At 35.9% G+C, this 26,708-nt stretch carries 27 protein-coding genes; 23 read left to right on the forward strand and 4 right to left on the reverse strand.

Going from position 1 to position 26,708, the window contains the following annotated elements; all coding sequences use genetic code 11:
- Positions 1 to 63 precede the first annotated feature (63 nt).
- The 10 genes from lpdD to ACK4M9_RS13460 all read left to right on the forward strand — a co-directional run bounded on the left by lpdD (position 64) and on the right by ACK4M9_RS13460 (position 11,145).
- On the forward strand, positions 64 to 390 hold the full coding sequence (gene lpdD, locus ACK4M9_RS13415; RefSeq protein ID WP_409851382.1) for a prenylated flavin chaperone LpdD: 327 nt from the start codon (positions 64 to 66) through the stop codon (positions 388 to 390).
- Between the two features lie 302 nt (positions 391 to 692).
- Positions 693 to 1,787, forward strand: coding sequence for a TIGR04053 family radical SAM/SPASM domain-containing protein (locus tag ACK4M9_RS13420; protein ID WP_409851385.1), 1,095 nt, complete (start codon positions 693 to 695; stop codon positions 1,785 to 1,787).
- A 459-nt stretch (positions 1,788 to 2,246) separates the two neighbouring features.
- A complete protein-coding gene (locus tag ACK4M9_RS13425; protein ID WP_409851387.1) occupies positions 2,247 to 3,452 on the forward strand; it encodes an MFS transporter in 1,206 nt (401 codons plus the stop codon).
- Complete coding sequence (fdhF, locus tag ACK4M9_RS13430) at positions 3,453 to 5,576, forward strand: formate dehydrogenase subunit alpha (protein ID WP_409851390.1); 2,124 nt, start codon at positions 3,453 to 3,455, stop codon at positions 5,574 to 5,576.
- 21 nt (positions 5,577 to 5,597) lie between these two features.
- Positions 5,598 to 6,140, forward strand: coding sequence for a 4Fe-4S dicluster domain-containing protein (locus ACK4M9_RS13435; protein WP_409851393.1), 543 nt, complete (start codon positions 5,598 to 5,600; stop codon positions 6,138 to 6,140).
- Between the two features lie 220 nt (positions 6,141 to 6,360).
- Positions 6,361 to 6,894 (forward strand): Rieske 2Fe-2S domain-containing protein, encoded by a 534-nt coding sequence (locus tag ACK4M9_RS13440; RefSeq protein WP_409851395.1) that lies wholly within the window; start codon positions 6,361 to 6,363, stop codon positions 6,892 to 6,894.
- Positions 6,887 to 7,081 (forward strand): hypothetical protein, encoded by a 195-nt coding sequence (locus tag ACK4M9_RS13445; protein WP_409851398.1) that lies wholly within the window; start codon positions 6,887 to 6,889, stop codon positions 7,079 to 7,081. Before ACK4M9_RS13440 ends, ACK4M9_RS13445 begins: the two co-directional genes overlap by 8 nt.
- A 240-nt stretch (positions 7,082 to 7,321) precedes the next feature.
- Positions 7,322 to 8,617, forward strand: coding sequence for a NarK family nitrate/nitrite MFS transporter (locus ACK4M9_RS13450; RefSeq protein ID WP_409851400.1), 1,296 nt, complete (start codon positions 7,322 to 7,324; stop codon positions 8,615 to 8,617).
- 101 nt (positions 8,618 to 8,718) lie between these two features.
- Complete coding sequence (locus ACK4M9_RS13455) at positions 8,719 to 10,221, forward strand: MFS transporter (protein WP_409851402.1); 1,503 nt, start codon at positions 8,719 to 8,721, stop codon at positions 10,219 to 10,221.
- Positions 10,222 to 10,434: 213 nt separating this feature from the next.
- Positions 10,435 to 11,145 carry a Crp/Fnr family transcriptional regulator gene (locus ACK4M9_RS13460; RefSeq protein ID WP_409851404.1) on the forward strand — a complete coding sequence of 237 codons (711 nt, stop codon included), beginning with the start codon at positions 10,435 to 10,437 and terminating at the stop codon, positions 11,143 to 11,145.
- Positions 11,146 to 11,224: 79 nt separating this feature from the next.
- Here ACK4M9_RS13460 and ACK4M9_RS13465 read toward each other — a convergent pair whose 3' ends face one another.
- Positions 11,225 to 11,764: a hypothetical protein gene (locus ACK4M9_RS13465; RefSeq protein ID WP_409851407.1), complete on the reverse strand. Its 540-nt coding sequence runs from the start codon at positions 11,762 to 11,764 to the stop codon at positions 11,225 to 11,227.
- Between the two features lie 250 nt (positions 11,765 to 12,014).
- On the opposite strand from ACK4M9_RS13465, the gene ACK4M9_RS13470 reads away from it, so the two are divergent.
- The 5 genes from ACK4M9_RS13470 to ACK4M9_RS13490 all read left to right on the forward strand — a co-directional run bounded on the left by ACK4M9_RS13470 (position 12,015) and on the right by ACK4M9_RS13490 (position 15,156).
- Positions 12,015 to 12,734, forward strand: coding sequence for a YwiC-like family protein (locus ACK4M9_RS13470; protein ID WP_409851409.1), 720 nt, complete (start codon positions 12,015 to 12,017; stop codon positions 12,732 to 12,734).
- A gap of 82 nt (positions 12,735 to 12,816) precedes the next feature.
- Complete coding sequence (locus ACK4M9_RS13475; RefSeq protein WP_409851412.1) at positions 12,817 to 13,002, forward strand: YjzC family protein; 186 nt, start codon at positions 12,817 to 12,819, stop codon at positions 13,000 to 13,002.
- A 173-nt stretch (positions 13,003 to 13,175) separates the two neighbouring features.
- Entirely contained in the window at positions 13,176 to 13,919 is a 744-nt protein-coding gene (locus ACK4M9_RS13480; RefSeq protein ID WP_409851415.1) for an alpha/beta hydrolase, read from the forward strand.
- A gap of 133 nt (positions 13,920 to 14,052) precedes the next feature.
- Positions 14,053 to 14,973 carry an NAD-dependent epimerase/dehydratase family protein gene (locus ACK4M9_RS13485; protein ID WP_409851418.1) on the forward strand — a complete coding sequence of 307 codons (921 nt, stop codon included), beginning with the start codon at positions 14,053 to 14,055 and terminating at the stop codon, positions 14,971 to 14,973.
- A 15-nt stretch (positions 14,974 to 14,988) separates the two neighbouring features.
- A complete protein-coding gene (locus tag ACK4M9_RS13490; RefSeq protein WP_409851420.1) occupies positions 14,989 to 15,156 on the forward strand; it encodes a hypothetical protein in 168 nt (55 codons plus the stop codon).
- Between the two features lie 22 nt (positions 15,157 to 15,178).
- Here ACK4M9_RS13490 and ACK4M9_RS13495 read toward each other — a convergent pair whose 3' ends face one another.
- The gene (locus ACK4M9_RS13495; protein WP_409851423.1) at positions 15,179 to 16,774 is read right to left on the reverse strand and encodes a peptide chain release factor 3; all 1,596 of its coding nucleotides are present in this window, start codon (positions 16,772 to 16,774) and stop codon (positions 15,179 to 15,181) included.
- Positions 16,775 to 17,122: 348 nt separating this feature from the next.
- On the opposite strand from ACK4M9_RS13495, the gene ACK4M9_RS13500 reads away from it, so the two are divergent.
- Together ACK4M9_RS13500 and ACK4M9_RS13505 are read left to right on the forward strand one after the other, a co-directional pair.
- The gene (locus tag ACK4M9_RS13500) at positions 17,123 to 18,082 is read left to right on the forward strand and encodes a BMP family ABC transporter substrate-binding protein (protein WP_409851426.1); all 960 of its coding nucleotides are present in this window, start codon (positions 17,123 to 17,125) and stop codon (positions 18,080 to 18,082) included.
- A 565-nt stretch (positions 18,083 to 18,647) separates the two neighbouring features.
- Positions 18,648 to 19,079: a hypothetical protein gene (locus ACK4M9_RS13505; RefSeq protein WP_409851428.1), complete on the forward strand. Its 432-nt coding sequence runs from the start codon at positions 18,648 to 18,650 to the stop codon at positions 19,077 to 19,079.
- A 77-nt stretch (positions 19,080 to 19,156) separates the two neighbouring features.
- Here ACK4M9_RS13505 and ACK4M9_RS13510 read toward each other — a convergent pair whose 3' ends face one another.
- Positions 19,157 to 19,492, reverse strand: a complete 336-nt coding sequence (locus ACK4M9_RS13510) for a hypothetical protein (RefSeq protein ID WP_409851430.1) — start codon at positions 19,490 to 19,492, stop codon at positions 19,157 to 19,159.
- A 241-nt stretch (positions 19,493 to 19,733) separates the two neighbouring features.
- Here ACK4M9_RS13510 and ACK4M9_RS13515 point away from each other — a divergent pair, with 241 nt between their 5' ends.
- The 5 genes from ACK4M9_RS13515 (at position 19,734) to ACK4M9_RS13535 (ending at position 25,056) form a co-directional block, all read left to right on the forward strand.
- Complete coding sequence (locus ACK4M9_RS13515) at positions 19,734 to 20,672, forward strand: beta-ketoacyl-ACP synthase III (protein ID WP_409851433.1); 939 nt, start codon at positions 19,734 to 19,736, stop codon at positions 20,670 to 20,672.
- Between the two features lie 30 nt (positions 20,673 to 20,702).
- Positions 20,703 to 21,944, forward strand: a complete 1,242-nt coding sequence (fabF, locus tag ACK4M9_RS13520) for a beta-ketoacyl-ACP synthase II (RefSeq protein WP_409851436.1) — start codon at positions 20,703 to 20,705, stop codon at positions 21,942 to 21,944.
- A 525-nt stretch (positions 21,945 to 22,469) separates the two neighbouring features.
- Positions 22,470 to 23,285, forward strand: a complete 816-nt coding sequence (liaF, locus tag ACK4M9_RS13525; RefSeq protein WP_409851439.1) for a cell wall-active antibiotics response protein LiaF — start codon at positions 22,470 to 22,472, stop codon at positions 23,283 to 23,285.
- A 1-nt stretch (position 23,286) separates the two neighbouring features.
- The gene (locus tag ACK4M9_RS13530; protein ID WP_409851442.1) at positions 23,287 to 24,411 is read left to right on the forward strand and encodes a sensor histidine kinase; all 1,125 of its coding nucleotides are present in this window, start codon (positions 23,287 to 23,289) and stop codon (positions 24,409 to 24,411) included.
- Positions 24,412 to 24,426: 15 nt separating this feature from the next.
- Positions 24,427 to 25,056 carry a response regulator transcription factor gene (locus tag ACK4M9_RS13535; RefSeq protein WP_409851444.1) on the forward strand — a complete coding sequence of 210 codons (630 nt, stop codon included), beginning with the start codon at positions 24,427 to 24,429 and terminating at the stop codon, positions 25,054 to 25,056.
- Positions 25,057 to 25,140: 84 nt separating this feature from the next.
- Here the strand turns inward: ACK4M9_RS13535 and ACK4M9_RS13540 are convergent, their stop codons facing one another.
- Positions 25,141 to 25,848: a Crp/Fnr family transcriptional regulator gene (locus tag ACK4M9_RS13540; protein WP_409851446.1), complete on the reverse strand. Its 708-nt coding sequence runs from the start codon at positions 25,846 to 25,848 to the stop codon at positions 25,141 to 25,143.
- A 285-nt stretch (positions 25,849 to 26,133) separates the two neighbouring features.
- Here ACK4M9_RS13540 and ACK4M9_RS13545 point away from each other — a divergent pair.
- Positions 26,134 to 26,708, forward strand: a 575-nt coding sequence (locus tag ACK4M9_RS13545) for a toprim domain-containing protein (RefSeq protein ID WP_409851448.1), incomplete at its 3' end; no start/stop codon positions are given.

The following is a 26,708-nucleotide window of genomic DNA, read 5'->3' on the forward strand; positions in this document are numbered from 1 at the left end:
CATTATTTCCTTTTGGGATTTGATAAGATAGGATCAAATCTACTGATATAGGGGGAGCAAATTATGATCAGTTGTGAGTTAAACCGTGTCGGTACTGATAATGTTATAGTCGTTTCAGGAGGAACAGCACCACATATAGGTGCAGTAGTTATTGCATCCTATGAGCAAAGTGGGGTTGAAATTGTTAGTTACGGGTTTGAACACCATAAAGAAGAAGATTTATTTGCAGATTTAGCTAAAGTTTGGTGCAATACATTTCAAGAAAAAACGGTAATTTTAGGTGGTATTCACATTGATAATGCTACGAAAGAACAAATAGAAAGCCTTGTCAATGAAACATGGGATAAATTTTTTCATTTGATGGCAGATCAAAAAGCTTGTAAAGTATAAAAAGATATACGGTAAAGGTGGGTAGTTCTATATAGGGATTCCTCGCCTTTTTTTATGAAAACTGTTTTGAGTATTAACTAAATGTCGCTGGATCTCCTTAGAAGCCAGCGATTGTCAAAACGGAGATGGCAGGGGCATGTCTATCGGTCGAGTTCTTGAGTGAGCCTTTTGTGTCTATTGTATGGTTTATTGGTTAAGGAATTCACTTACCTGTGATTTATCTCACTGTGGTTATTTCTATACTGCCTTATGATAAAACTAAGAAGAAAATACTCACACCTTAATGGAGCGGAGGAATTTAAATGGACTTATCTTTCTTATCAATGAAACCAAAAAATTATGATGAAAATCCGTTCATTGTTATTTGGGAAGTAACAAGAGCATGTGCATTAAAATGTTTGCATTGTCGAGCAGAGGCACAATATAAAGCAGATCCAAGACAGCTTTCTTTTGAGGAAGGCAAGAAATTAATAGATGAAATCGCGATGATGGATAACCCGTTATTCGTTTTTACAGGCGGGGATCCCCTAATGAGACCTGACCTTTATGAATTGGCTAAGTATGCGATTGAAGAAAAGAAGTTACCGGTGTCAATGACTCCGAGTGCTACACCGAAAGTAACAAAAAAAGCGATTGATCAAGCAAAAGAAGTTGGTCTCTCTAGATGGGCGTTTAGCTTAGATGGGTCAACAGCAGAAATTCATGACCATTTTCGCGGGACAAAAGGGTCCTACGATTTAACAATGAAGGGTATTGATTATTTAAAGGAACTAGATATACCGATTCAAATCAATACAACAGTTTCTCGATATAATTTAGGGGATCTACCTGCTATGGCAGAAAAGGTAAAAGGAATGAATGCGGTTCTTTGGAGTTTATTTTTCTTAATTCCAACAGGTAGAGGTATGGAAAAAGATATGATCACTGCAGATGAACATGAAGAAGTTATGAAATGGTTATTTACAATTCAACAAGAAATGCCTTATGGCGTCAAAGCAACAGAAGCACCACACTATCGTCGTGTTGTGCTCCAAGAGAAAAAACGTTTGAAGCTTGGAAATGAACAAGGAAACAAACGCCTTGATACGCTAGGACGAGCACCGAAAGGCGTCAATGATGGCGACGGCTTCATCTTTATTAGTCACATTGGTGACGTTTATCCTAGCGGATTTTTACCAGTCAAATGTGGCAACGTTCGCGAAACACCTCTACCTGAAATTTATCGACAAAGCCCCGTTTTAAAAGAATTAAGAGATAAAACGTTGATTAAAGGTAAGTGTGGTGTTTGTGAGTTTAAAGAGATTTGTGGTGGATCACGTGCAAGAGCTTATGCGCTAACTGGAGATTATTTAGAAAGTGATCCTTACTGCGCATATATTCCAAAAGTTTTACAATAACTTCACCAAAAAGGTTGGCTAATTTAATTATTAGCTAACCTTTTTTGGATGAAAACTGGTTTTTCAGTATTAACTATATGTCGCTGGAATTCCTTGAACGAAACTTTAAAATTCGTTAGAGTTTTACAGCGAAGAGAAAATGACATTAAACAACTTTCATGTGTGATGAGAATACAAATACCAACTACTAGAGAATATATGACTATTTTGTGAACGGAAAGCTCTTTAGTGTGATAAAGTGTTGTTGATATACCAACGATCGTTAACTGTTTTTACACTATGTAAATGTGATAAAAGATATTTCTGTGAGAAAATTCACAGGGGCAGTGTGATAATTTATACAGTTGCAGGGTATTTACTCTTCTACAATAAGAGTAAGAAAAAACAGTGAGCACATCTCACAGCTACAAGGCCTATAGTTGACAAACGTGCAATTACCTCTAAAGGAGTGATATACAAATGAACAATCTTGAAAAAAATTATCGTACTAATATTGAAACAATGGAAACTAAAAATTCATTAATAAAAGATTTCGAAAGATCTTTCTATTCAAAAACTAGTATGTATGCATTTCTTGTTACAGCATTTTTATTCCTAACTATGTGGATAGGCACAGGTCAATTCGCCAAGGTTGATTTAATGCTTGCAGGATATATGGTCGCCTCTTTTATATTTGCGATTGGTATTACGGTTAGAATGGCATCATGGTTAATTCGCCCAGCGACTAGTCAGATGGTTAAAAGAAGTATCAAAAACTTTTTAACAAAGAAACGCACAAAACGAAATGTCTTAGCAATCCTGAAAACACTTGTTGACAATATTATTTTACAAAAATTTATCTTTAAACGCGGTATATACCGTGGTGTACAGCATTGGTTAATCGCTTGGGGCTGTATCGGTTCCTTCGCAATAACATTTGCTTTAACATTTGGTTGGATGCACTTTAAGTTAATTGATGCAACAACTTATCAAATAATGGTATTTAATCTACCAACGATAAAAATGCAAGCGAATGGCTTTCTTGCAGAAATGATTTATAACGGCCTAAACATCACAGCATTAATGCTATTAGTTGGTATCATTATGGCCCTTGTAAGAAGAATTCATAATCATGATTTAAAGGTTACTGAGCGAGCAGAATTTGATTTATTACCACTTTATATCCTTTTAGCCGTAACGGTATCTGGTTTGTTCTTAACAGTTTCATATAAATTTTTAGGTGGTTTCATCCATCCGCAATTATCATTAATCCACCAGATTACTGTCGTTCTATTTTTAATCTATTTCCCATTTGGTAAGTTATTTCATCTCCCAATTCGTCCGTTAGCAACGGCAGTACCAATGAATTATCAGGAGGAACCTATGGTTGATACTAGATCTTGTAAAAAGTGTGGTACGAAATATAGTAGTGACGATCAAATTTCAGACGTGAAATCAATATTACATGCACAGCAGTTTGATTTAAAACTTGAAGATGGCACATATCTAGCAGATTACTGCACTAGTTGTCGTCGTAGAATTCGGGTAATGAGTCAATTAAATCTAGGTTCTGTAAAAGGAAACCCATACGGTCCAGTTCAGACTAATAACGGTATTCATATTCCTGGTTTTGGTAGAAAAAGATCCGATGAGTTTTATAACGAGTCAACAAGGGAGGAAAAGTAAATGACACAATTTTTAGCTAAAGAAGGCGTAAAAAATCTCCACCATGAAGGTGAAAAATTAATTACCACTCATTGCTGTTATTGCGGGATGCAGTGTGGGATGCATATAAGATTAAACGAAAAAACAGGTAAGGTTGTTGGAGTAGAGCCTCGCTACGATTGGCCAGTGACGTTAGGCAAAATGTGTCCAAAAGGTGTTACAGCTTATCAAACGGTTGATCATGAGGAAAGAATTAAAACACCACTAATTAAGAAAAATGGTCAGTTTGTCAAAGCAACATGGGAAGAAGCGCTTGATCTAATTGAAAAGAACTTTAAAGATTTACAAAGTAAGTATGGGAAAGATGCTTTATCAGTTTATGGTGGTGTGTCTATGACAAATGAAAAGTGTTATCTAGTTGGAAAGTATGCTCGTGTAGCACTAGGAACACGTTTTGTTGATTATAACGGCCGATTTTGTATGAGTTCTGCTGCTGGTGGTTTCATGAAGACACTTGGAACAGACCGTGGTTCTACATTCCCATGGACTGATTTAGAGCATACAGATTGTTTCTTTATCTCAGGATGGAATGCAGCGGAATGTCACCCTACTTCAATTCAGTGGTTGTGGAAAGCTAGAGACAAAGGTGCGAAAATGATCGTTGCAGATCCTCGGGAAACTCAAATTGCTAGACTTGCTGACGTTCACTTAGATTTAAAATCTGGTACCGATTCAGCTTTAGCCAATGGGATGTTACACATTATTGTTCGTGATGGATTTGTAGATGAAGCTTATGTTAATGAACGTTGCAATAATTATGAAGAAATGAAAGAAAAAGTGAAACTGTTCACTCCAGAATATACGTCGAAAATCACAGGCGTAGCTGTTGAAAAAATTGAAAAAGCTGCTCGAATTTATGGGCAATCGCCACGTTCAGTTGTGATGTTTTGTCGTGGTATTGAACAACAAACTAAAGGAGTAGACAATGTCTGCATTTATACTTCAATGGCCTTACTCAGAGGTCAAATTGGAAAGTTTGCATCTGGTGTCGCAACTGTAACTGGTCAAGGAAATGGCCAAGGTGGTCGTGAACATGGTCAAAAAGCTGACGCACTACCAGGTTACAGAAAGATAGCAGATCCTGAGCATGTTAAATATATTGCAGGAGTTTGGGGAATTGAACCTGAAGAAATGCCAAAAGCTGGTGTTTCTGCTTATGAAATGTTTGATGAAATTCAAAAAGGGAATATTAGAGCGATGCATGTAATGTGTAGTAACCCGGCCGTATCTGCACCTAACACTGAATACGTTTGGGACAGCTTTAGAAAGCTAGATTTCTTAGTTGTAAGTGATTTCTTCCTCTCGGAAACGGCTGAATTTGCAGATGTTGTCCTTCCAGCGACAACATGGGCAGAAGACGAAGGGACAACAACAAACCTTGAAGGTCGCGTTATTCGTATTCGTAAAGTTAAAGATCCGGTTGGTGAGTCTAAAACAGACTGGGAAATTATGCAGGCAATTGCTGAGCGTATGGATAAAGGGAAGTACTTCCCTTATGAAAATGTGCCACAAATTTTTGAAGAGTTTCGCTTAGCGACAAAAGGTGGAAAAGCCGATTATTACGGAATTACGTATGATCGAATTGATAAAGAAGATGGAGTTTTCTGGCCATGTCCGTCAGAGGACCACCCTGGAACACCGACAATGTTCAAAGAAAAATTTGATACTCCAAATGGAAAAGCGAATTTAGCAGTTGTTGATTGGCAAGAACCAGCAGAAATTCCGACGAATAAATATCCACATATATTAACGACTGGTCGTGTAGTATTCCATTATCTTTCAGGAACACAAACGAGAAGAACAAAATTCTTAATGGAGCAATGTCCACTCCCATATGCAGAAATGCATCCAGAGCTTGCTAGTCAATACAATTTAGCGAATGGGGATAAAGTAAGGCTATCTACACCACGTTCAACAATGGTGTTAGATGTTCGCTTAACAAAGGCGATTAGAAATGATCATGTGTTCGTTCCTTATCATTGGGGTAAAGAATTATCTGTTAATCAGTTAACAAACCCTGCGCTTGATCCGACTTCAAGAATGCCTGAATTTAAAGTTTGTGCCGTTAAAATAGAAAGAGCGTAAATGGAGAGGGGAAATTCGACCATGAATAAAATAATGTATTTAGAATTTGAACGTTGTATTGGGTGTCGTTCATGCCAAGCTGCTTGTCGCGAGTGTGGTGGTCACGATGCAAAGGAACGTAACTATGTTGAATATGTTGACTTTCTAGAAAGCCGTCAAACATTCCCAATGCTATGTATGCAATGTAAGGATCCTGCATGTGCCCGTGTATGTCCAGCAAATGCGATCCAAATTACTGAAGAAGGCGTAGTTCTTTCAGCGATGGAAGAAAAGTGCATTGGCTGTAGAAACTGTACGTTTGGATGTCCATTTGGGATTCCAAAGTTTGATTTCGAAGAGAATAAAATGTATAAGTGTGACATGTGTTATGACAGAACACAACATGGAATTTCGCCAATGTGTGCTTCAGTTTGTCCAAGTGATGCGATACGGTTTATCGACTTTGATGAAATGCAGGCACTACGTCGCCGTAGAACACAGATGAATTTAATCGAAGGTAAGAAACCTACAGAACAAGATAAATGGCAATACGTACCAGAGTTTTTCGGGGTATACAGTGACTAATCGATGAGGAGTGCCCATCCTAAATTAAAGCGAGGGTAAACTCTCGCTTTAATTCATACTTTAAATACTTTCTTTGTAAAGGATAAAAGTATAAGAAACATAAAGTATTATGCCAAGTCACATACTTCTTTTAATGACAATTGTACGAGGGTCAGTTTAGGAAATTTGATTTTGTGCAGAGCTATGTGTTTCTAACAAATTTACGAATGGAGGGTATATTATGACAGATAAAAAGAAGATAATTCGTAATCAAAAAGATACTGACGATGACATGATTAATTTAGTTGACAATTTAAACCGTGAAGACGATCTAAAATATAACCGTCGTGCATTTTTAAAAACTGCTGTGGGGACATCGGTAGCGTTAGGTGTAGCAACAATTCCATTTTCAGTAAAAGCTGTGCTTGGAATTGCTGATAAGGAATATGAAAGGGTAGAAATTGCAAAGCTTTCGGATCTTCCAGAAGGACATTCCGTAACATTTAATTACCCTTCTGAAAATGATGCTGCTCTCTTGATTCATACTGTAAATGGTGATTTAAAAGCCTATAATAGTGCTTGTACGCACCTTATGTGTCCGGTATTTTATGAGAAAACTCAAGACGTTCTTTTATGCCCTTGTCATGCTGGCTATTTTGATGTTAATAACGGTCACCCAAAAGCTGGTCCGCCACAACGTGAGCTTCCGCTAATTGAGATTGAAGTAGAAAATGGCATTGTCTACGCAGTTGGGAGGCAATACCGTCATGGATAAAAAAACCTGTTGGTCAATCATAATCGTTTCAATTATTGTTAACGTTGTAATGCTACAATGGACAGTTCAAGCTTATTATGGAAGAGAGTATGAGAGTATTTTAATTTATAGCGGTATAAGTATTGTCTCTGCCTTCATAGCGTTATTAACTTACTTACAATGGAGAAAGCTCGAATACAAAAAGTAATACTTAAAGAGAGTCAAGTGAATAAAACACATGAAAAATACAAACTTACTAAATATAGTCACATTAAGTGTATAATTATTAATTTAATTATACATTTATATATACATAATTGAACAATTCACAATAATGACAAAATAGTGAGGTTTTTCACATCTATTCGATAGACCATTAACTATCATGAAAGTAACTTCAATGAAGCATAATAAGTTAGGAAGAACTAAAAATTTGGGAGGAATTATTATGGCGAGGATCACAAGATGGGAGCCGGAAAATGAACAATTTTGGGAAGCGGAAGGGAAAAGGCATGCAAAGCGAAACTTATCGATTTCAATTCCTGCTTTATTATTAGCTTTTGCTGTATGGCAAATTTGGTCAGTAACAGCAGCTAGTTTAAATGATATTGGTTTTAATTTTACAAAGTCTGAATTATTTACTTTAGCTGCACTTCCTGGACTTTCTGGAGCAACGCTGAGAATATTTTACACCTTTGTTGTACCAATCTTCGGTGGTCGAAACTGGACAATAATCAGCACTGCCTCTTTATTAATACCAGCGATTGGGATTGGTTTAGCTGTACAAAACCCTGAAACATCATTTATGACAATGGCGATTTTAGCTGCGTTATGTGGTCTAGGAGGCGGAAACTTTGCATCGTCAATGGCTAATATTAGTTTCTTCTATCCGAAAAAAGCAAAAGGGACAGCACTTGGTTTAAATGCAGGAATTGGAAATCTAGGTGTAAGTACGGTTCAGTTTGTAGCTCCATTAGTGGTGACTATGGGGATTTTCGGAGCAGTAGCTGGTAATCCGCAGGTGTTACCAGATGGATCTCATATTTGGGTTCAAAATGCAGCATTTGTCTGGATCATTCCAATTATCCTAACTGTAATCGCAGCAATTTTTGGAATGGATAACTTACCTGGATCGAAGGCTTCAATTAAAGAGCAAGCAGTAATTTTTAAGAATAAACATACATGGATTATGACATTTCTTTATGTTATGTGTTTTGGTTCATTTATCGGCTATTCGGCAGCGTTTCCGCTACTTATTAGAACAGAATTTCCAGATGTCAACGCATTACAATTTGCCTTTTTAGGTCCACTAGTTGGTGCACTTATACGTCCTCTTGGAGGTTGGGTATCAGATAAAGTAGGAGGAGCAATTGTTACATTTATCGATATCATTGTGATGATTTTTGCAACGTTAGGTGTACTTTATTTCTATAATCAAGGGAATTTTACAGGATTTCTAATTATGTTCCTCATCTTATTCGTCACTACGGGGATCGCCAACGGTTCAACATTCAGAATGATTCCTTTCATATTCAGTAACCAAAAGGAAGCAGCAGCTGTTTTAGGATGGACTTCAGCAATCGGAGCTTATGGTGCATTCTTAATTCCAAAAATCTTTGGGTGGTCTATTGACACAACTGGAATGGCAAATACTGCCCTTTATATCTTTATTGCTTATTATGTCGTAAGTTTAGTGGTTACTTGGTATTACTACTCGCGTAGAAATGCAGAAGTAAAGTGTTAAGAAGTTAAAAAGATGCAATAGAACTAATCTTCCATCATTTGCTTGATGGAAGATTAGCTACATAACGTAATTAAATATCCTTTTGATGGGGGATGGTTATTTTGTCTAGTAAAGAATTATTCCACTTTAAAAACCCACGTACGAAAACTCTTCATTTAACATGGATTGCATTTTTTATTTCTTTTTTTGCTTGGTTTAATATGGCACCGCTTGCAGGAACAATGATTGAGTCTGTAGGCTGGTTAACCAAAGATCATATGTCTGCTTTAGCGATTATTAACGTTGCCTTAACAATCCCTGCCCGTATCGTCATTGGGATGTTACTAGATAAATATGGACCGAGAAGAGTATTTTCAATTTTGCTCATCGCTATGGCTTTTCCAACATTTATGTTTGCCTTTGGTGATTCATGGATGCAATTGTTCATTTCAAGATTATTATTAAGCTCAATCGGTGCTAGTTTTGTAGTTGGAATTCGTATGGTGTCAGAATGGTTTCCACCAAAAAGTGTAGGCTTTGCTGAAGGATTTTATGCAGGTTGGGGAAACTTCGGATCCGCTGCCGCAGCAATTGTTCTTCCATGGCTGGCTATAACGTTGTTTGGTGGTGATGATGGTTGGCGTTATGCGATTGCTTTTAGCGGATTAGCGTGCTTTATTTATGGAATTATCTATTGGTTCGTTGTGAGTGATACACCTGAAGGCAAGGTTTATCAAAAACCACGAAAAACAGCGGCAATGGAAGTAAGTTCCTACGGTGATATGATTCAATTAATAGTTTGGACGGTACCATTAGTCGGTGCATTAGGTTTACTTTCATGGCGTTTAAAGAATTTACAGTTTATTTCGGAGCAAGCATTAATCATTATCTATATTTCGTTAATTTTCATATTAGTTTTCCAGATTGTTCAAATATTAAGAGTCAATTTGCCTATCCTAAAAGAGGGAGTGCCTGAGGACGATAAGTATAAATTTAAAAATGTAGCCGCTTTAAATACAACCTACTTTGCAAACTTTGGTGCAGAATTAGCGATCGTTTCGATGCTACCATTATTCTTTTTAAGTACGTTTGGTTTGACTGTAACAGCAGCAGGCTTAATTGCGTCTTCATTTGCTTTTGTTAATTTATTTGCCAGACCTTTTGGTGGTTGGCTTTCAGATAAAATGACAAGTCGAAAAACAGTAATGCTTATTTACATGTTCGGGATTGGCTTAGGGCTTATTGGGATGGGTTTAATTAATTCAGAATGGCCATTAATTTTCGCAGTAGCGATTACCGTGCTAACTTCTATGTTCATTCAAGGAGCTGAAGGTGCGACCTTTGCTGTCATTCCACTAATAAAAAAAAGAATTACAGGGCAGATTTCTGGGATGGCAGGTGCATACGGTAATGTAGGCGCTGTAGTTTACTTAACAATTTTTACATTAGTCACACCACAAACGTTTTTCTTTATTTTAGCTAGTGGAGCATTTGCAAGTTTCATATTTTGCTTATTGTTTTTAGATGAGCCAAAAGGATCACATAGTGAAGAGTACCAATTATCTAGTGTTGACTTAGCACAACATGAAAAACAATTGAAAGAAAAACAAGCAAAAGGGGCTTAGATAGTCACTTTTGCTTGTTTTTTTGATCTTTCAATTGTACTTATAGACCACTTAATGTTACAATCTTTAACGTATACTGTCCACAAATTCGACAAAAAGCTACTAAATTGTTTTTATGTATATTACACTTTTAATAACACTAAGATAGTGTTAATATTATAGTAATCAATATGTAACGTTTTAGTAAAAAAAATAGGAAAAGAGGTTTTCTTAATGGAAAAGAAAGAGCTGGAAATGAAGCGTTTCTTTAATGAGTTGTCAAAAGAAAACCAAGAATTGTTATTATCAATTGGCTTGGAAATAACTGCAAAGAGTGGAACGTTTTTATTTCATGAAGGCGATTTCCCTGAGAATGTGTTTTTAATTCGTGAAGGAAGAGTTCGCTTAAGTAAAATGACTGCTGACGGTAAAGAATTTAGTGTTCATCTAAAGCAAAAAGATGAGCTTGTCGGTGAAGTTGGCTTATTTAATGAGATGTCTATTAGTGTTACCGCTGAGGTCATTGAGGATTCAACATTAATTAAATTTGAAAGACCAGCACTTGAGGCTATATTTAGAGAAAACGGTGAGATTGCGGTTGCCTTTATGAAGTGGTTTGCTAGGCATACTCAGTCTACCCAAGCAAAGTTTCGCGACTTAATTCTCTGTGGAAAAACTGGTGCCTTTTACTCTACGCTAATCCGCTTTAGTAATTCTTACGGTGTAAAGTCTGATAATGGAATATTAATTAACGTCCAATTAACAAATCAAGACATTGCCAATTATATTGGTACGACGAGAGAGAGTATTAATCGGATGCTTAATGACTTGAAAAAAGATAAGATCATTACAATGGAAAAAGGGTTTATAACTATTAAAGACATCAAATTTTTAAAAGATTACTTGCATTGTGGTGACTGCCCAGTAGAGATTTGTACGATCTAGTGTAAAGACATGAACGCATTCATGTCTTTTTGTTTTGACACTTAGAAGATATCTTTACATTCACTATTAGGCTCTGTTGTTAAAACTCACCTGTAGCGATAATTTTTAAATGATCTCCTAAAAGAGTTCTCTCACCATTTTTTGTAATAAGTAAACATTCAATAATACGGAAGTCTTCTTTTACAGTTTTGTCTTTTTGGAAAGCCATTAATATACCTTCACCTAAAAGAACATCATTGTTAAAAACTTGAACTTTTTGTCCTTCCATTGATACGTGCTTTGCATCTTCCAAAAAGATCATCCAATGACTCCAACCGTTAAATATGAATGCTTCACTGCCATCTCCTAAATACCCCATTAACGCCAAATGGTCATCGACTGAAGCGGAAATGTTTTCTGCAATTGTTTTTATAACTTTATGGAGGGATTTATATTGATCAAATGATAATTCTTTCGAAAATGTTAGTAGTAATTTTTTATTAGCTGCATCATGGACAATTACAGCTGTATAGGTTGACGCATTTAATACATAGGTACCATTATCATATTTAAATTTCAGTTCGCTTAATAATTCAAAAATTGAATGTTCGCCTTCATAGTAAAAAGTTACTTGTAACAAACGTATCAACCCCTAACTTTAGTATATAATCGATAGTATCAAGAAAACGCTATAGGCACAGTGTAAAATATCACAATTCTGTGAAAGGGTATAATTAGTGATAATAATCACTTAGTTATAGTTCTTTTATCAGTAAAATGAAGTCAAAAGCAACTTACGAAAAAAATAAAAATAAATGTTAGAACGCGGCAGAATTTAGAGCAATTTGTAGCTCTCTGCTTTTCTAATCATCAAGAAACGAGGGGTCGTAATGAATTGGTTTGTACCGAGAGAGCATGGAGCATGGGCAATGTTGATTGTTCCATATTTATTAGGAATGCTAGCTACTAATATCACCTGGTTACATTACATTTTTTTTATTGGTGTTTTAGGATTTTACTTTGCTTCAGGGCCGTTGTTGGCAGTTATTCGAAAACCCAAACTTAAAAGAGAAGTGATACCAGCTTTTTGTGTTTATATCTTTATAGGAGCGTTATTTACTATTCCCATTTTATATTTAGTACCTAAAATTATTATTATTGGTTTATTTATCATTCCGTTTTTTTTATTAAATGTTTTGTTTGCTAAATTTAAAAAAGAACGTCTATTTGTAAATGACCTAATTGCTATTATCGCATTATCGTTTTTAGTCATCATTGCTTATTTTATTGGAAGCGGTAATGTTGATGAAAAGGCAATAATGCTTATGTTTATTAACATTGTATTCTTTACAGCAAGTGTTTTTCATGTAAAAACATTGATACGTGAGCGAGAAAATATTAAATTTTTATGGAAGTCTCATTTTTTTCATGGTGGAACCTTTGTGTTATTTCTTTTTTTAGGACTGCCAATGATAGCTGTTGCATTTCTTGTAGGAGCATTTAAAGCTTGGTTTATGCCAAAATCAAAACGTTATAAGCCGATTCAAATTGGTCTTATTGAAATTGCAAACAGTATCATATTTGTTGTATTAATAGGAATCTATTACTAAGTTAGCAGAAATTTCCCTTAATAAAGATCCTTTAGATAACCATAATAACAAAAGAAGAGAATTTATTTTGGGAGTGATATTAATGGGACAAAGTCGACAATTTACCCACGGTCAAAAAGCACCTAACAACGGGATTTATGTTGAAATAGGTGAAACAGGGGACATGGTTCAAAATCCGAAAAGTGTAAAGTTACAGGCTGGAGACACTTTTCCTGAAACGAGCAATCAAAACCGTAAATGGACATATAAAAGTAAATTTGGAAGATAACAACTTATTGATCTAATATCGTTTAAAAAGTAAAGCGAATGCTCTTATTAGCTAAAAGCATTTGCTTTTTTTTATCCAAATGTGGAGAGAATAAAAAAATAGGCAATGTCCTATACAATCAAAAAAGGTCCTTGCATACATTATAAAAGAAGTAACCTATGTGAGGGATTATTATGAAGATTAAAGAGAGGTATTTTATTGTTGGAGGAGAATGGAACGTTATTCATTTACCTAGCAAACCCAATGGTTTTGCTATCTTTATCATTGGTGATGTTAATCATTATGTTCAGTCAAACAGTAGTTCATGGCATCAACGTCCAGACCAAGCAAAATTTATCGAAACCTTAAAAGGTGCTGGTTATACGATCGTTTATTCCAATTTGTTTGGCCGAAATTGGGGCAGCGATGAAGCTTGTCGATTGTTGCAGAGGCTTTACGACGAAGTGATGAAAAAGGAAATCTTAAATAAAAAGGTGCATTTAATTGCTGAAGGGATGGGGGCATTAGTAGCTGCAAAGTTGGTCCCGGAAATGGAAGCGTCATTTCGCTCAGTCGTAATGATAAACCCATGCCTCAGTTTAAAGGAGTACTTTGAGAACGAAAAGAATAATAAGTTATTTTATAAGCGAATTTTAAAAGAGCTAAAATCGGCATATTATTTAGAGGAAACAGAACTCGAAAAAGCAATCATTGCAATGGACATAAACAATTATAAAATAATTTCTGTACCTACAAAAATTTTTCATTGTATACAGGCAACGCCCTATTCGTTACAAAGTCATGTCCGACCTTATGAACAATTATGCAATAAAGTAACTAGCAACGTCGAAGTTTCCATATATCTAAAGTCGAAGCCATTTCAAGAGTTAGCAAAGCCGACAATTCATTTCTTAAAAAAACATCAAAAGTTTTTATAAACACCTTCCTTAGTATTGAGAGAGAGGGTGTTTATATTTTTTGACTAAGTATCTTTAAGAAGCCTGTACGTGTACTAATTAGTGATCTTTATACATATAAATAACAAATGAAAACTTATGGGGGAGTTTAAATATGAAAAAGGTGGTTGTGACTGGCGCCCTAGGTTTTATTGGCTTTGCCTTGTGCCAACGTCTGTTAGAACGAGGGATAGAAGTCGTTGGAATTGATGGGATGGTAGATGATCGTTTAAAAGAATTACATGAGGAAAAACTCCTATGGATAGGAAGGAATTCTTCGTTTACTTTTATTAATAAAAAGATTGAAGATATTGATTTAAGGACAATTTTTATGGATATCGATGTTGTTTATCACCTAGCCGCAGCGACGAGTAGAGATCGCAATTGGGGGGTGCTTCGATCTACGATTGAGGATAATGTTGGTGTGACTGGAAAAATGATTTCAGCCTGTGCTAACAAGACAAAGTTTATTTTTACTTCATCAACGCAAGTATATGGGGAAAGGACAGGTATTATCACAGAAAAGACGCCGTTAAATCCGATCACTCCTTATAGTCTAACAAAAATGGCTGCTGAATCACTAATTCAATCACAATGTATAAAATCATCAGTGCCTTTTGTCATATTTCGTCTACCAACAATCTATGGACCTTGGCAAAGAGGTGACATGACTTATAGTCAATTAATTATGAAGCAAATGAGTGGTTTAGAAAAAACAATTGATAGTGATCGTGTTACAGAAGATGTTTTGTATATTGATGATATTCTTGATACACTAGTAAATGCAGGAATGAAAGAAGCATGTTGCAACGAAGTATTTAACCTAGCTACTGGGAAAATAAATCAGTGGCATAGAGGGAAAGCAATTATTTGTAACGATTTCAGTATCATTCCTAAAGACGAACGGCTACAAGTATCAATCAATAATGAAAAGGTAATTACACAATTAGGATTTAGCCATATCACAACGTTAGAAGAGGGTATTGAGGCACAAAAAGAACATATGACAAAGTATAAGCATCTTTATGTAAAGTAGTTTAGGAGAGAAGTAATGGGAGCAAAGCAAATTGTAATTGGGGTAGCTCTATTTATTAGCGTTACTGTCGGGTTGTTTTTATTGTTAAGTTATGTATTTCAATTAAATGAAGCTGTTAATGTGATCCTCGCGATTGTTGGTGGCTTTGGAGCAGAAATACTATATCGTAAAAAAAATCAATGAGAAGAAAGCTAGGTCAATTGACCTAGCTTTCTTTAATGAATGAATTCTCGAAGAATTTAATTTTAGGATATTTATCTTGGGCAGTCCTCATTTGGTAATCATTTTCGAATAGGACAACGAGACGATCATCTCGGTCTTTCACTAGATTACGTTGTGTACGAGTGAATGCCTCTATGTCCTTTTTATCTCCTGAAACCCATCTTGCATAAGAAAAAGGTAGGCGTTCAAGGCGAATATCAACTTTATACTCTGACTTTAAGCGATGTTCAAGGACCTCAAATTGAAGGACACCAACAACACCAACAATTTGTTGTTCGACGATTTTTTGGTATGTCTTGAAAAGTTGGATTGCGCCTTCTTCTGTTAGTTGTTGAATTCCTTTTTCAAAAGATTTATGCTTTAAGGCGTCTTTAACAGCTATAGCACAAAAATGTTCTGGTGAGAAATGCGGCATCTCATCAAACTCAAACGAACCATTTTCGACAAGTGTATCCCCGATACGGAACGTGCCAGGATCAAACAAACCAATAATATCACCAGCATAAGCCTCTTCAACAGTATTTCTACTTTGAGCTAAAAACTGTGTTGGTTGTGCTAAACGTAATGGTTTTCCTAATCTGACGTGATTTACAGTCATTCCTTTTTTAAATATCCCAGAAGTAATTCGTAGAAAGGCAATCCGGTCACGATGAGCCGGATTCATGTTTGCTTGAATTTTGAATATAAAACCTGAAAAATTGCTATCTAACGGGTTCACCACGGCTTCATTACTCTTTCTTGGGGCAGGTGAAGGTGCCATCTCTAAAAAGTGGTTTAAGAACGTCTGAACGCCGAAATTGGATATGGCACTTCCAAAGAAAGCCGGTGTTAATTGGCCGCTATTAATAAGTTCTTCATCAAATTGATCGCCAGCTACATCTAGAAGTTCCATCTCTTCACGAAATTGTTTAACTAGGTCGTCGTCATTAATGGTTTCATCAACAAGTGGATCTAATGGTCCGTTAACCTGAATAATATCGACTTTGCTAGGATTTTTGTGATTATAAAGTTCTAAGCGTTTATTATGGCGATCATAAACCGCCTTGAAGTTTAAGCCCATGCCGATTGGCCAATTCATAGGATATGAACGAATCCCTAACACTTCTTCTAGTTCTTCCATTAGTTCAAAGGGATCTTTCCCTTGGCGATCTAACTTATTGATGAATGTAAAAATAGGAATACCACGCATCCGACAAACTTTGAACAGTTTTATCGTTTGTGCTTCTACCCCTTTGGCTACATCAATAAGCATTGTTGCAGAGTCAGCAGCAGTTAAGGTCCTATAGGTATCCTCACTAAAATCCTCATGACCTGGAGTATCTAATATATTTACATGATAATCTTTATATTGAAACTCCATTACGGAACTTGTTACAGAGATTCCACGTTGTTTTTCAATCTCCATCCAATCACTCAAGGCATGCTTAGAATTTTTTCGCCCTTTGACAGTCCCAGCTTCGCGAATTGCACCACCAAAATAGAGTAACTTCTCTGTCAACGTCGTTTTTCCAGCATCAGGGTGAGAAATAATAGCAAAGGTCTTTCTTGATTGAACCTCTTGTTCATAACTTAATTTCATAAATATGTGCCTCTTTCCTATAAAAATAACAATATTAGTCATTTCTTTTCATAGTTAATCATTTATAATAGAAGTAGACTAGCTACCTTCTTGTATTTTATCATAACTATAACCATGTAAGTTTTCCATTGCTTGATTTTATCATATTTAATATAGTGTTAAAAGGGGAGCAATAACTAACAACACGAATTGTTAGTTTTAATATATAATATAAAGTAAGCGTTTTATAACTAGGCATACCTCAATCGTACTTAATTCTGAACTAGAAACGTAAGAAAAGAAAAAGCCATGAAAAATTCTTAAGTTTTCTTTGAATTTCTAACCTCAAAAGGAGAGTGCATAAAACTTATGAAAGTAATTCGCATCAGTCTTATGGTCGTCATCTTATTTAGCTTAATTGTAAGTTGCTCAAACATTACCAACACTGTCGCAGCACCGAAAGTCGGGCTTCTCTTACCTCATAATATCGATGATCAAGGGTGGAATAGTAAAGGTTATGAAGGGTTACTAAGAGTTCATTCTAACTTAAATATTGAAGTTCTTTATAAAGAAGAAATAAGTACAAGGGAAAAAGCCGAAGTGGCAATTGAAGAATTTATCGATGCAGGTGTAAATTTGATTTTTGGTCATGGACAGATGTATGGACCTTTTTTTATGGAGTTAAAAGATAACTACCCTCATGTTCACTTTATCACCTTTAATGCAGACGTACAAGGTGATAATATAACTAGCCTTCATTTTGAAGGATACTCAATGGGTTTTTTTGCAGGGATGTTAGCAAGTGAAATGTCAGAAACAAAAAAAGTTGGAATATTAGCTGCCTTTTCTTGGCAACCTGAAGTCGCAGGGTTTATAGATGGTGCTTCCTATCAATCTAGCGATATAGAAGTTAAAGTTGAATATGTTTCTAGTTGGGTAGATACTGAAAAGGCTCTACAACTATACAACGAGATGGTTACAGAAGAGGTTGATGTATTTTATCCTGCAGGTGATGGGTACCACGTAGCAATTGTTGAAGAAGTAAAAAAACATGGTTTATATGTCATTGGTTTTGTTGGTGATCATTCTGATTTAGGACAATCTACAGTTTTAACAAGTACAATCCAACATGTAGATTACCTGTATGAAAAAGTAGTCGAGCAATTTCTAAACGGTCAACTAGAAACTGGAAATATGTTTTATGATTTTGCAGAAGGCGTTATCTCGTTAGGGGAATTCAGTTCAGAAGTGCCTGAACAGCTACAAAACAAAATTAACGATGCGATCAATATATATATTGAAACTGGTAAGTTACCAAATGAATCTTAATATTACATAGATGTAGAATTAACTATTTAGAATGAATCAGACGTCAGTCTTTAACATTCTGTTTATAGTCGTTCTACATCTTTTTCTATGGGAAAAATGTTTGAGTAGTAACTAAACATACTATTATCACCAATACATAAAGACTTTAAAGCAACTTTCAATTAGACGTCGCTGGATTTCCTTGAACAAGCCTCTAAAATTCGTTAGAGTTTTACAGCGAAGAGAAAGGAAACCAGCGACTTTTAAATTGAAGATGGTGGCTACATAGTTTTTGCCGCATTGAGGCTATATCCAAAAACGGGCGTTTATCCTTCTTTTAATGCCTTTTGGACATACTCAAAAAGGGACAAATGCACATATGATGATAAAGACCTAGAGCAAAGAGACTCTAAGAAACTTCTTAGCAAATTAATTGGCTAGTAGTAAATCAAGTAAGCACTTTTGTGAAGAATTTTCGGTCGAGTTCTATCGTTCCCCTCTTATACAGGAACTGAATATTAGGGAAGTGAAAGAAGTCGGCCGATGTTTTCATGTTATGTATATTGAAATTAAAGGAGGATCTATTATGTACCCTAATTACTATACAGCTATGAGAAATTATGGTCACCACTACCGTCACCCGCATCACCCTCACCACCATGGTGGTGAGGGGAATTCTGCAATGTTACCAATTTTGGCTGGTTTAGCTGGATTTGCTGGTGGTGGTTTGTTAGCTAATGCCTTTACAGGGCAACAAAACCCATATGGTCTGCCACAAGGACATTATGGCCCGAACCCATACGGCCCACAAGGACAATATGGAGCTAATCCATATGGTCCACCACAAGGACAATATGGAGCTAATCCATACGGTCCCCACCCAGGTCAACATGGATCAAATCCGTACGGTTCTGCACCTGGACAATATGGATCGAACCCATACGGTGCGCCACAAGGACAATATGGACCAAATCCATACGGTCCATCTCAAGGACAATATGGATATGGAGAATACTAAATGTCAAAGAGGATGACCAATTGGTCATCCTCTTAATCTTTGTTGCAAAAATAGCTAATTAATGGGTTTGAAGAAAACTATTTTTTACCGTTAAAGCCTTTAATGAGATCAAATAAAGGTCCCAGTTTTTTAAATGAAGGTCCCAGTTTGTTTGCATACTCCATTAACATATCAAATTGTTGCATCATCTGTGCTAAGTCGACTTGTGGTTGCGCGTTACTTTGTTGGTCTTGACTGTGTATTGGTTGTTCCTGCTGAGTTTGTTTCACATCGGATTGAACAGGCTCGGGTGGAGCTACTTGATTTGTTTGTTTTTGTTCCATCGTAGGCATTTGTCTAGGTGCAGGTCCGAACATTAAGCTATCAAAATAATTTCTACCTCGATAACTTTCTTGTTGCTTGTTATCTTCCATTTTCACCCCTCCTTGTCAAAAGTTTTGTACAATATAAAGCTATGTTACTTCTTGAACCAGAGTGTCTGAACCAAGAGCCCGATTTTATAGTTTTTATAGAGGGAGTAGACAAAGTTATTGATATGAATTAAAATTAGTATCAGGTCATAATATTAAGTAGTAGGATGTAAAACGGTATTTTACTAGAGATGATTTTTCTTTCACTAGTAATAACATATAGTTTGTAAGGAGGGCACTAACGATGGTCAATGTAGGTATACTAGGAATGGGCTCCTATTTAGCAGAGAAAGTAGTCACAAATTTTGATTTAGAAAAAAGAATTGATACTTCGGATGAGTGGATAAGAACGAGAACGGGCATCGAGGAGCGAAGGTTTGCTCCTGATCAACATGATACATCACATATGTCTTACTTAGCTGCTAAGGAAGCATTAGAGCGTGCAAATATTGAACCTGAAAAAATTGATTTAATTATTGTCGCGACTGTAACGCCAGATAGACCTTTTCCTTCAGTGTCAGCGGTCATTCAGCATCAACTTGGGGCTGTAAATGCAGCGGCAATGGATGTAAGTGCGGCATGCGCTGGCTTTATGTATGGTATTGTAACAGCTAAGCAATTCATTCAATCAGGTGATTATAAACATGTACTTGTTGTCGGCGCTGAAAAGCTATCAAAGTTAATGAACTGGGATGATAGAAACACAGCAGTATTGTTTGGTGACGGGGCAGGAGCTGCGGTATTGGGTCCTGTTTCTAAGGGTAGAGGCATCCTCGCCTTTGAATTAGGTGCTGATGGGTCAGGTTCTGAGCATATTACCCAAGAAGGGCCATACCTTGAAATGAATGGCAGAGAAGTTTTTAAATTTGCTGTTCGTCAAATGGGTGAGTCTGCATTAAGTGTTATTGAAAAAGCCGGTTTAACAAAAGAAGATGTAGACTATCTTGTTCCACATCAAGCGAACATTCGCATTATGGAGGCATCAAGACAGCGACTTGAGCTACCTAATGAAAAAATGGCAAAGACGGTTCATAAATACGGGAACACTTCATCAGCTTCGATTCCAATGGCGTTAGTAGACGAACTTAAAAATGGAAAAATAAAGGATGGAGATCTTGTTGTTTTGGTAGGGTTTGGGGCTGGATTAGTGTGGGGTTCAATTGCAATTCGTTGGGGAAGATAATATAGTTAATGATAAAAGGAGAGAAATGAAATGAAGCAAAATCGTGTAGTTATTACAGGTTTAGGTGCTGTTACTCCTTTAGGTAATAGTGTTGCAACAACTTGGGAAAACGTCAAAGCGGGTAAATCTGGAATTGGAAAACTAACAAGAGTAGATGCAAGCCAATTTCCAGCAGTAGTTGCCGCAGAATTAAAGGATTTTGATCCTGGTAATTTTATGGATAAAAAAGAAGCAAGAAAAATGGACCGCTTCACTCAATATGCAGTTGCAAGTGCTTTAATGGCTGTTGAGGATGCTAAGTTAGAGATTAATGATACTAATGCTGCTCGTGTTGGGGTTTGGATTGGTTCTGGTATTGGTGGTATGGAAACCTATGAGCAACAGTTTACGATATTTCAAGAAAAAGGATACCGTCGTGTAAGTCCATTTTTTGTGCCGATGCTAATTCCGGATATGGCTTCTGGACAAGTATCAATTACTTTAGGTGCTAAAGGGATTAATTCATGTACCGTAACAGCTTGTGCTTCTGGAGCCAACTCTATAGGAGATGCATTTAAAGTTATTGAACGTGGCGATGCTGATGTAATGGTAACAGGTGGCTGTGAAGCGCCAATAACAAATATGTCATTGGCTGGTTTTAGTGCAGCTAAAGCATTATCAACGAATCCAGACCCTGCTACTGCTAGCCGCCCATTTGACTTAAACCGCGATGGTTTTGTCATGGGTGAAGGAGCGGGAATTATTATCCTTGAATCGTTAGAACACGCAAAACGGCGTGGCGCAAACATTTATGCTGAAATTGTTGGGTATGGCGCAACTGGAGATGCTTATCATATTACTGCACCAGCTCCTGAAGGTGAAGGTGGAGTAAGAGCGATGCGAATGGCATTAAAAGATGCAGGGATTAACCCAGAAGATGTAGATTACATGAATGCTCATGGTACAAGTACTCACTATAACGATAAATATGAAACATTAGCTATTAAGCAGGTATTCCAAGAACATGCTAAAAAGTTAGCTGTTAGCTCAACAAAATCAATGACAGGTCATCTTTTAGGTGCAGCAGGAGCTGTTGAGGCTATTTTTTCGATAAAAGCAATTGAAGATGGCATTATTCCGCCAACAATCAATTATGAAACTCCTGATCCAGAGTGTGACTTAGATTACGTACCAAATGAAGCGAGAAAACAGGAAGTTCGAACAGTACTTAGTAATTCCTTAGGTTTTGGTGGCCATAATGCAACGTTAGTTTTTACAAAATTTAATGGATAACAAATAATTCAATAGAAATAAGGTTTTGATTTAAACAAGAAACAAGAGTTTGGCTAAGCGTAGTCAAACTTTTGTTTTTTTTATGAATTAAATGTTGAGACCATAAACAAAATTTATGATTATGGCCAACTAATAACGGTAGTAATAAAACTGACTAAGTTTGCGCAATTGCAAATGAATATACTAAAAACAAACAGTGCCATAGTGCGAAAACTCAGTCTGAAGACTGAGAAAAGTACCAACCGATGACTGTTATAATTAACTAGTAAATGACTTACTATTTAACTATAAGAAGCACCATTATAGAATTAGCAATAGCTACTGAATGTTTAGAAATGGTAAAATAAAACTAGATGTGCAAGCTGAACATTAATTCTTTTTTTAGGACATCCAACTAACTTTTTAGAAGATTTGGCTGGATTTTCTTGAACAAGCCTCTAAAATTCGTTAGAGTTTTACAGCGAAGATTGCTACTATTAAAATTGCAGAAAAAATATAGGAAATCTAAGGGAATGAGGAGTTTTTATGGCAAAAAAAATGATTGGGTTGCTGATCCTAACGCTAGGTTTGTTGTTTCTATTATCAAACTTAGGTGTAGTAGAGCTGAATATAGGCACATTCATCTCTACCTTTTGGCCACTAATTATTATTTACTTAGGACTCAGACAAGTTTTTCGGGGAGTCATTTACTTTGGTAGGAAATTGAGAGATGGCCAATGGAGATTTAATAAAGTATTTTGGGGAATGTTTATCTTGGCGATTGGAATTGTCTTGCAAGGTAATAAGTTAGATTACTTCTCGATAAGTTCAGGACAGTTTTGGAGCTGGACATGGCCGGTGTTTATTATTTATTTTGGTCTTTCCATCATTTTTAATCGAGGATCAGATTTAATTGTTGTCGACTTAAGTAATAAATATGATGGAGAAGACCGCAAGGAGTTTCTTGCAAATAAGAAACGGAGCTCTTTTTCAAGCGTCAATAAAACGCTTATTGGTGATATTCATCTTGGAAAAACTCCTTGGCAGATTGAGGATCTGGAAACTTGGGTTGGAATAGGTGATATATCCGTTGACTTGTCTACAGCAATGTTGAAAGATGGAGAAAACCGGATTGAATTTTCTGGTGTGATTGGCGATGTTAAAATACTTGTACCTGACAGCTTGCCAGTAAAAATAAATGCAGAGGTCAAGCTTGGTGATGTAAAGATTTTTGAAAATAAACAATCTGGTACAAGTAGGTTTGTATCATATGAAAGTGAAAATTTTTCTGTAGCTGACAAAAAGGTCTCGATTTTTATAAAACTTTCTATCGGTGATGTTAAAGTAAAGCGAGTCGATTAAAATGTCTCAAAAAGAAAAAAAACTTGGTCGGAAACTCTCTGGAATTCAATGGCAGTTTTTAAAAATTCAAGGTCGCATCTCTCTTATCAGCACGGTCGTGTTCTTTCTAGGCATTTTAATTGTAGCGACATATATTCAATATTCTTCAGCATTAAACGTCCGTTATTCGATGGTAACAGAAGTAGCTCTTTTTTCAAATTCATTTTTCCTATATCTTTTTATTCTAACTTTATATGTATTTCTAATTAGTTTCGTTGTATCTATTGTTACAATCTATCCTTTTGCTAAGTATGTAAAAAATCAAATAGAAAAGCTTATTGATGCGGCAGCCTCCTTTACGAGGGGAAAGCTTTCAACACGTGTTCACATTAAAGGTGAAAATGAATTTTTGCATCTGTCAGAACGTTTTAATGCAATGGCTGAACATTATGAGAAACAAGTTTTCTCTTTGCAAAAGCTATTAAGAGAAAATTCATTATTAGTAGAGCAGGCTGAACAAGCAGCTTCCTTGGATGAAAGAAGGAAATTAGCTAGGGAATTACATGATGCTATTAGTCAGCAGCTTTTTGCAATATCAATGACAATGGCGGCACTGCCTAAACTAATAACAAAAAATCAACAACAGGCTAAAGATGTTTTGAATGATGTTGAAAAAATGGTCAATAATGCGCAACAAGAACTTCGAGCGTTAATCATGCATTTAAGGCCAGTAACATTAGATGGGAAATCGTTTCAAGAAGGAATTGAAGCGCTTTTCGCAGAAATAAAGGTAAAGAATAAGCACTTGACTCTTCGATTATCTTTTAATCAAAAAACTAAACTACCATCAAAAATAGAAGACCAATTGTTTCGTACTATTCAAGAAGCAATTTCAAATATGCTTCGTCACTCAAAAGCGACAATGTTTCAGATGCGCTCTTATGAAAAGGAGGAACGCTTGTTTATTGTATTAGAAGATAATGGTGTTGGATTTGTTGTTGAAGAAATGGAAAAAAAGGGGTCGTATGGTTTAGCGACAATGAAAGAACGAATCATCGAACTTGGTGGCAATATTACGATTCTCTCATATCCTAGTCAAGGGACGAAGCTAGAAATAAGAGTTCCATTGAGATTTCAAAAACAATAGTTGGAGGTTGTACTCGTGTCAGAAAAAATAAGAGTGTTAATAGTTGATGACCATGAAATGGTACGAATGGGGTTGAAAACGTATTTAAGCTTAGAAGATGGCATTGAAATTGTCGGTGAGGGATGTAACGGTGAGGAGGCAATAAAGCTTGCAAGTGAAAGGGACCCTGACGTAATTTTAATGGATTTAATGATGGAAAAAGTTGATGGAATTGAAGCAACGAAGCAAATTACAAACGTAAATAAAAAGGTGAAAATTATTGTTTTGACGAGTTTTATTGATGATGAAATGGTGTTTCCGGTAATTGAGGCAGGTGCTTTCAGCTATGTGTTAAAAACAACAAGCGCTAGCGAAATCGCTGCAACAATTGAAAAAGCAATGAAAGGTGAACCTACAATAGAGGCTAAAGTAGCTAGTTTGATGTTCAATCGAATGAAAGAAAAGCCTAAGCATGAATTGTTGACTAGACGCGAACGTGAAGTATTAATGCTATTAGGCAAAGGAAAGAGTAACAAAGAAATTAGTGATGAGCTTTACATTGGTATAAAAACTGTAAAAACCCATGTTAGTAATATTCTTTCCAAATTAGAGCTTTCCGATCGCACTCAAGTTGCTATTTATGTAAATAAATATATTAAAAATTAAAATATCATTGAAGAAGCAATCAATGTATTTTATGATTGTAGTTCAAAAGTAGATCCACCTACTTAGTTTTTCGATGAGTGATGATTAAATTGTGCATATCTCAACGGGACATTTTCCGCAGCGTAAATGGTTTTTTAAGTAGTTTATATCCTTAATCAGGATATTCCCGTTCAAAAACGCAATGATTTTATCCTTTTTCAAGTCTCGAAGCATTCGATTAGCAGTTTCTCGAGAGGTGCCAATGTAGTTAGCGATATCTTGATTTGTTAATTTTACAGTTAGTAAAATATCATTATGATGCTTTACACCATAAGAGTTGCTAAAGCGAATTAAGATAGAGTAAAGAGCTCCGACTTTTCCATAAAGAAGTAAATCGGAAAATTTGGCTTGTGTTGATTGTGTATTTCTTGCAAAAAGCTTTATAAACGATACTGCAATTTCCCCATTTTGCAGAAATAAAGCTTCCAGATGATCACGATTAAATTTTACAAGAGTAGAATCTTCAACTACCTCAGCAGTCATACTTACCGCCATATCATTAAATAAACTGAATTCGCCTACAATATCATGTTCTTGTTTTAAATGTAAAAAAAATTTTTTTTGATCAATCGTCATTTTACTTAATCGTATTTTCCCAGATTGTATTAAGTAAATATGTCTAGCTACATCTCCCTCGTAAAACAATGTTGTCCCTTCTCTTACAAACGTTTCTACACCATTTTGTAAGAGAATATCTTGGTTTTCCTTAGATAATTGTTTAAAAAACGGTGTAATTTCAACTATTTTTTCCACTCCCCGGTCACCCCTTATAACTCTCTGATAATAACATTTACATATAATTTCATATTTTAGACACATTTAAAGAATAACACAAAATTGTAAAAAGTTGAATGATACTTAAAACAATCATGAAAAGTCGCTGTCTTCCGGTTCTCCTCGCTGTTATCCAGTTCCTGTATAAGAGAACGATAGAAATCGACCGAAATAATTTCACAGAAAAAAGCAATTTTGACTTTGCGTGATTTTCGCAATAAGCGTAATATGAATAATTGAACAAAGAACATAAGGAGAACGACTATGAAACTACTTATTGCTGAGAAGCCAGATCAAGGAATGGCTTTAATTTCACAATTTAAAACGAGAAAACAAAATGGTTATATTATTATTGAACCAAACAAATGGTTTCCTAATGGTGGCTATTGTACATGGGCGGTAGGACATTTACTCCAGTTAGTTCCTCCTGAGATTTATAATCCGATCTGGAAGAAATGGACATTAGAAAATTTACCGATCATTCCAGAGAAATTTCAATATGAAGTTGTAAAATCAAAAAGTAAACAATATCAAATCATTAGTAAACTGCTCAAAAATAAAGAAGTTACTGAAATAATTCATGGCGGTGATGCTGGCCGGGAAGGTGAACTAATCGTTAGAAGCATCATCCAAAAGAGTGGCGTTAACAAGCCAATGAAACGGTTGTGGATATCTTCGTTAACCCCTAAGGCTGTTCTAGAAGGGTTTGACCGTTTATTAGATGAAGAGAAAACGAGAAGCTTATATTATGAGGCGTATACAAGAGCATGTGCTGATTGGCTAATTGGGATGAATGCATCAAGAATATATTCTATTCTTCTAAAAGAAAAGGGAATTAG

The sequence above is a fragment of the Anaerobacillus sp. genome (assembly GCF_046314235.1).
Lineage (GTDB): Bacteria > Bacillota > Bacilli > Bacillales > Anaerobacillaceae > Anaerobacillus.

Excerpts from the sequence above, each read along its gene's own strand:
- lpdD (WP_409851382.1), top strand. The coding sequence starts at position 64 with ATGATCAGTTGTGAGTTAAACCGTGTCGGTACTGATAATGTTATAGTC.
- ACK4M9_RS13420 (WP_409851385.1), top strand. The coding sequence starts at position 693 with ATGGACTTATCTTTCTTATCAATGAAACCAAAAAATTATGATGAAAAT.
- ACK4M9_RS13425 (WP_409851387.1), top strand. The coding sequence starts at position 2,247 with ATGAACAATCTTGAAAAAAATTATCGTACTAATATTGAAACAATGGAA.
- fdhF (WP_409851390.1), top strand. The coding sequence starts at position 3,453 with ATGACACAATTTTTAGCTAAAGAAGGCGTAAAAAATCTCCACCATGAA.
- ACK4M9_RS13435 (WP_409851393.1), top strand. The coding sequence starts at position 5,598 with ATGAATAAAATAATGTATTTAGAATTTGAACGTTGTATTGGGTGTCGT.
- ACK4M9_RS13440 (WP_409851395.1), top strand. The coding sequence starts at position 6,361 with ATGACAGATAAAAAGAAGATAATTCGTAATCAAAAAGATACTGACGAT.
- ACK4M9_RS13445 (WP_409851398.1), top strand. The coding sequence starts at position 6,887 with ATGGATAAAAAAACCTGTTGGTCAATCATAATCGTTTCAATTATTGTT.
- ACK4M9_RS13450 (WP_409851400.1), top strand. The coding sequence starts at position 7,322 with ATGGCGAGGATCACAAGATGGGAGCCGGAAAATGAACAATTTTGGGAA.
- ACK4M9_RS13460 (WP_409851404.1), top strand. The coding sequence starts at position 10,435 with ATGGAAAAGAAAGAGCTGGAAATGAAGCGTTTCTTTAATGAGTTGTCA.
- ACK4M9_RS13470 (WP_409851409.1), top strand. The coding sequence starts at position 12,015 with ATGAATTGGTTTGTACCGAGAGAGCATGGAGCATGGGCAATGTTGATT.
- ACK4M9_RS13475 (WP_409851412.1), top strand. The coding sequence starts at position 12,817 with ATGGGACAAAGTCGACAATTTACCCACGGTCAAAAAGCACCTAACAAC.
- ACK4M9_RS13480 (WP_409851415.1), top strand. The coding sequence starts at position 13,176 with ATGAAGATTAAAGAGAGGTATTTTATTGTTGGAGGAGAATGGAACGTT.
- ACK4M9_RS13485 (WP_409851418.1), top strand. The coding sequence starts at position 14,053 with ATGAAAAAGGTGGTTGTGACTGGCGCCCTAGGTTTTATTGGCTTTGCC.
- ACK4M9_RS13490 (WP_409851420.1), top strand. The coding sequence starts at position 14,989 with ATGGGAGCAAAGCAAATTGTAATTGGGGTAGCTCTATTTATTAGCGTT.
- ACK4M9_RS13495 (WP_409851423.1), bottom strand. The coding sequence starts at position 16,774 with ATGAAATTAAGTTATGAACAAGAGGTTCAATCAAGAAAGACCTTTGCT.
- ACK4M9_RS13500 (WP_409851426.1), top strand. The coding sequence starts at position 17,123 with ATGAAAGTAATTCGCATCAGTCTTATGGTCGTCATCTTATTTAGCTTA.
- ACK4M9_RS13505 (WP_409851428.1), top strand. The coding sequence starts at position 18,648 with ATGTACCCTAATTACTATACAGCTATGAGAAATTATGGTCACCACTAC.
- ACK4M9_RS13510 (WP_409851430.1), bottom strand. The coding sequence starts at position 19,492 with ATGGAAGATAACAAGCAACAAGAAAGTTATCGAGGTAGAAATTATTTT.
- ACK4M9_RS13515 (WP_409851433.1), top strand. The coding sequence starts at position 19,734 with ATGGTCAATGTAGGTATACTAGGAATGGGCTCCTATTTAGCAGAGAAA.
- fabF (WP_409851436.1), top strand. The coding sequence starts at position 20,703 with ATGAAGCAAAATCGTGTAGTTATTACAGGTTTAGGTGCTGTTACTCCT.
- liaF (WP_409851439.1), top strand. The coding sequence starts at position 22,470 with ATGGCAAAAAAAATGATTGGGTTGCTGATCCTAACGCTAGGTTTGTTG.
- ACK4M9_RS13530 (WP_409851442.1), top strand. The coding sequence starts at position 23,287 with ATGTCTCAAAAAGAAAAAAAACTTGGTCGGAAACTCTCTGGAATTCAA.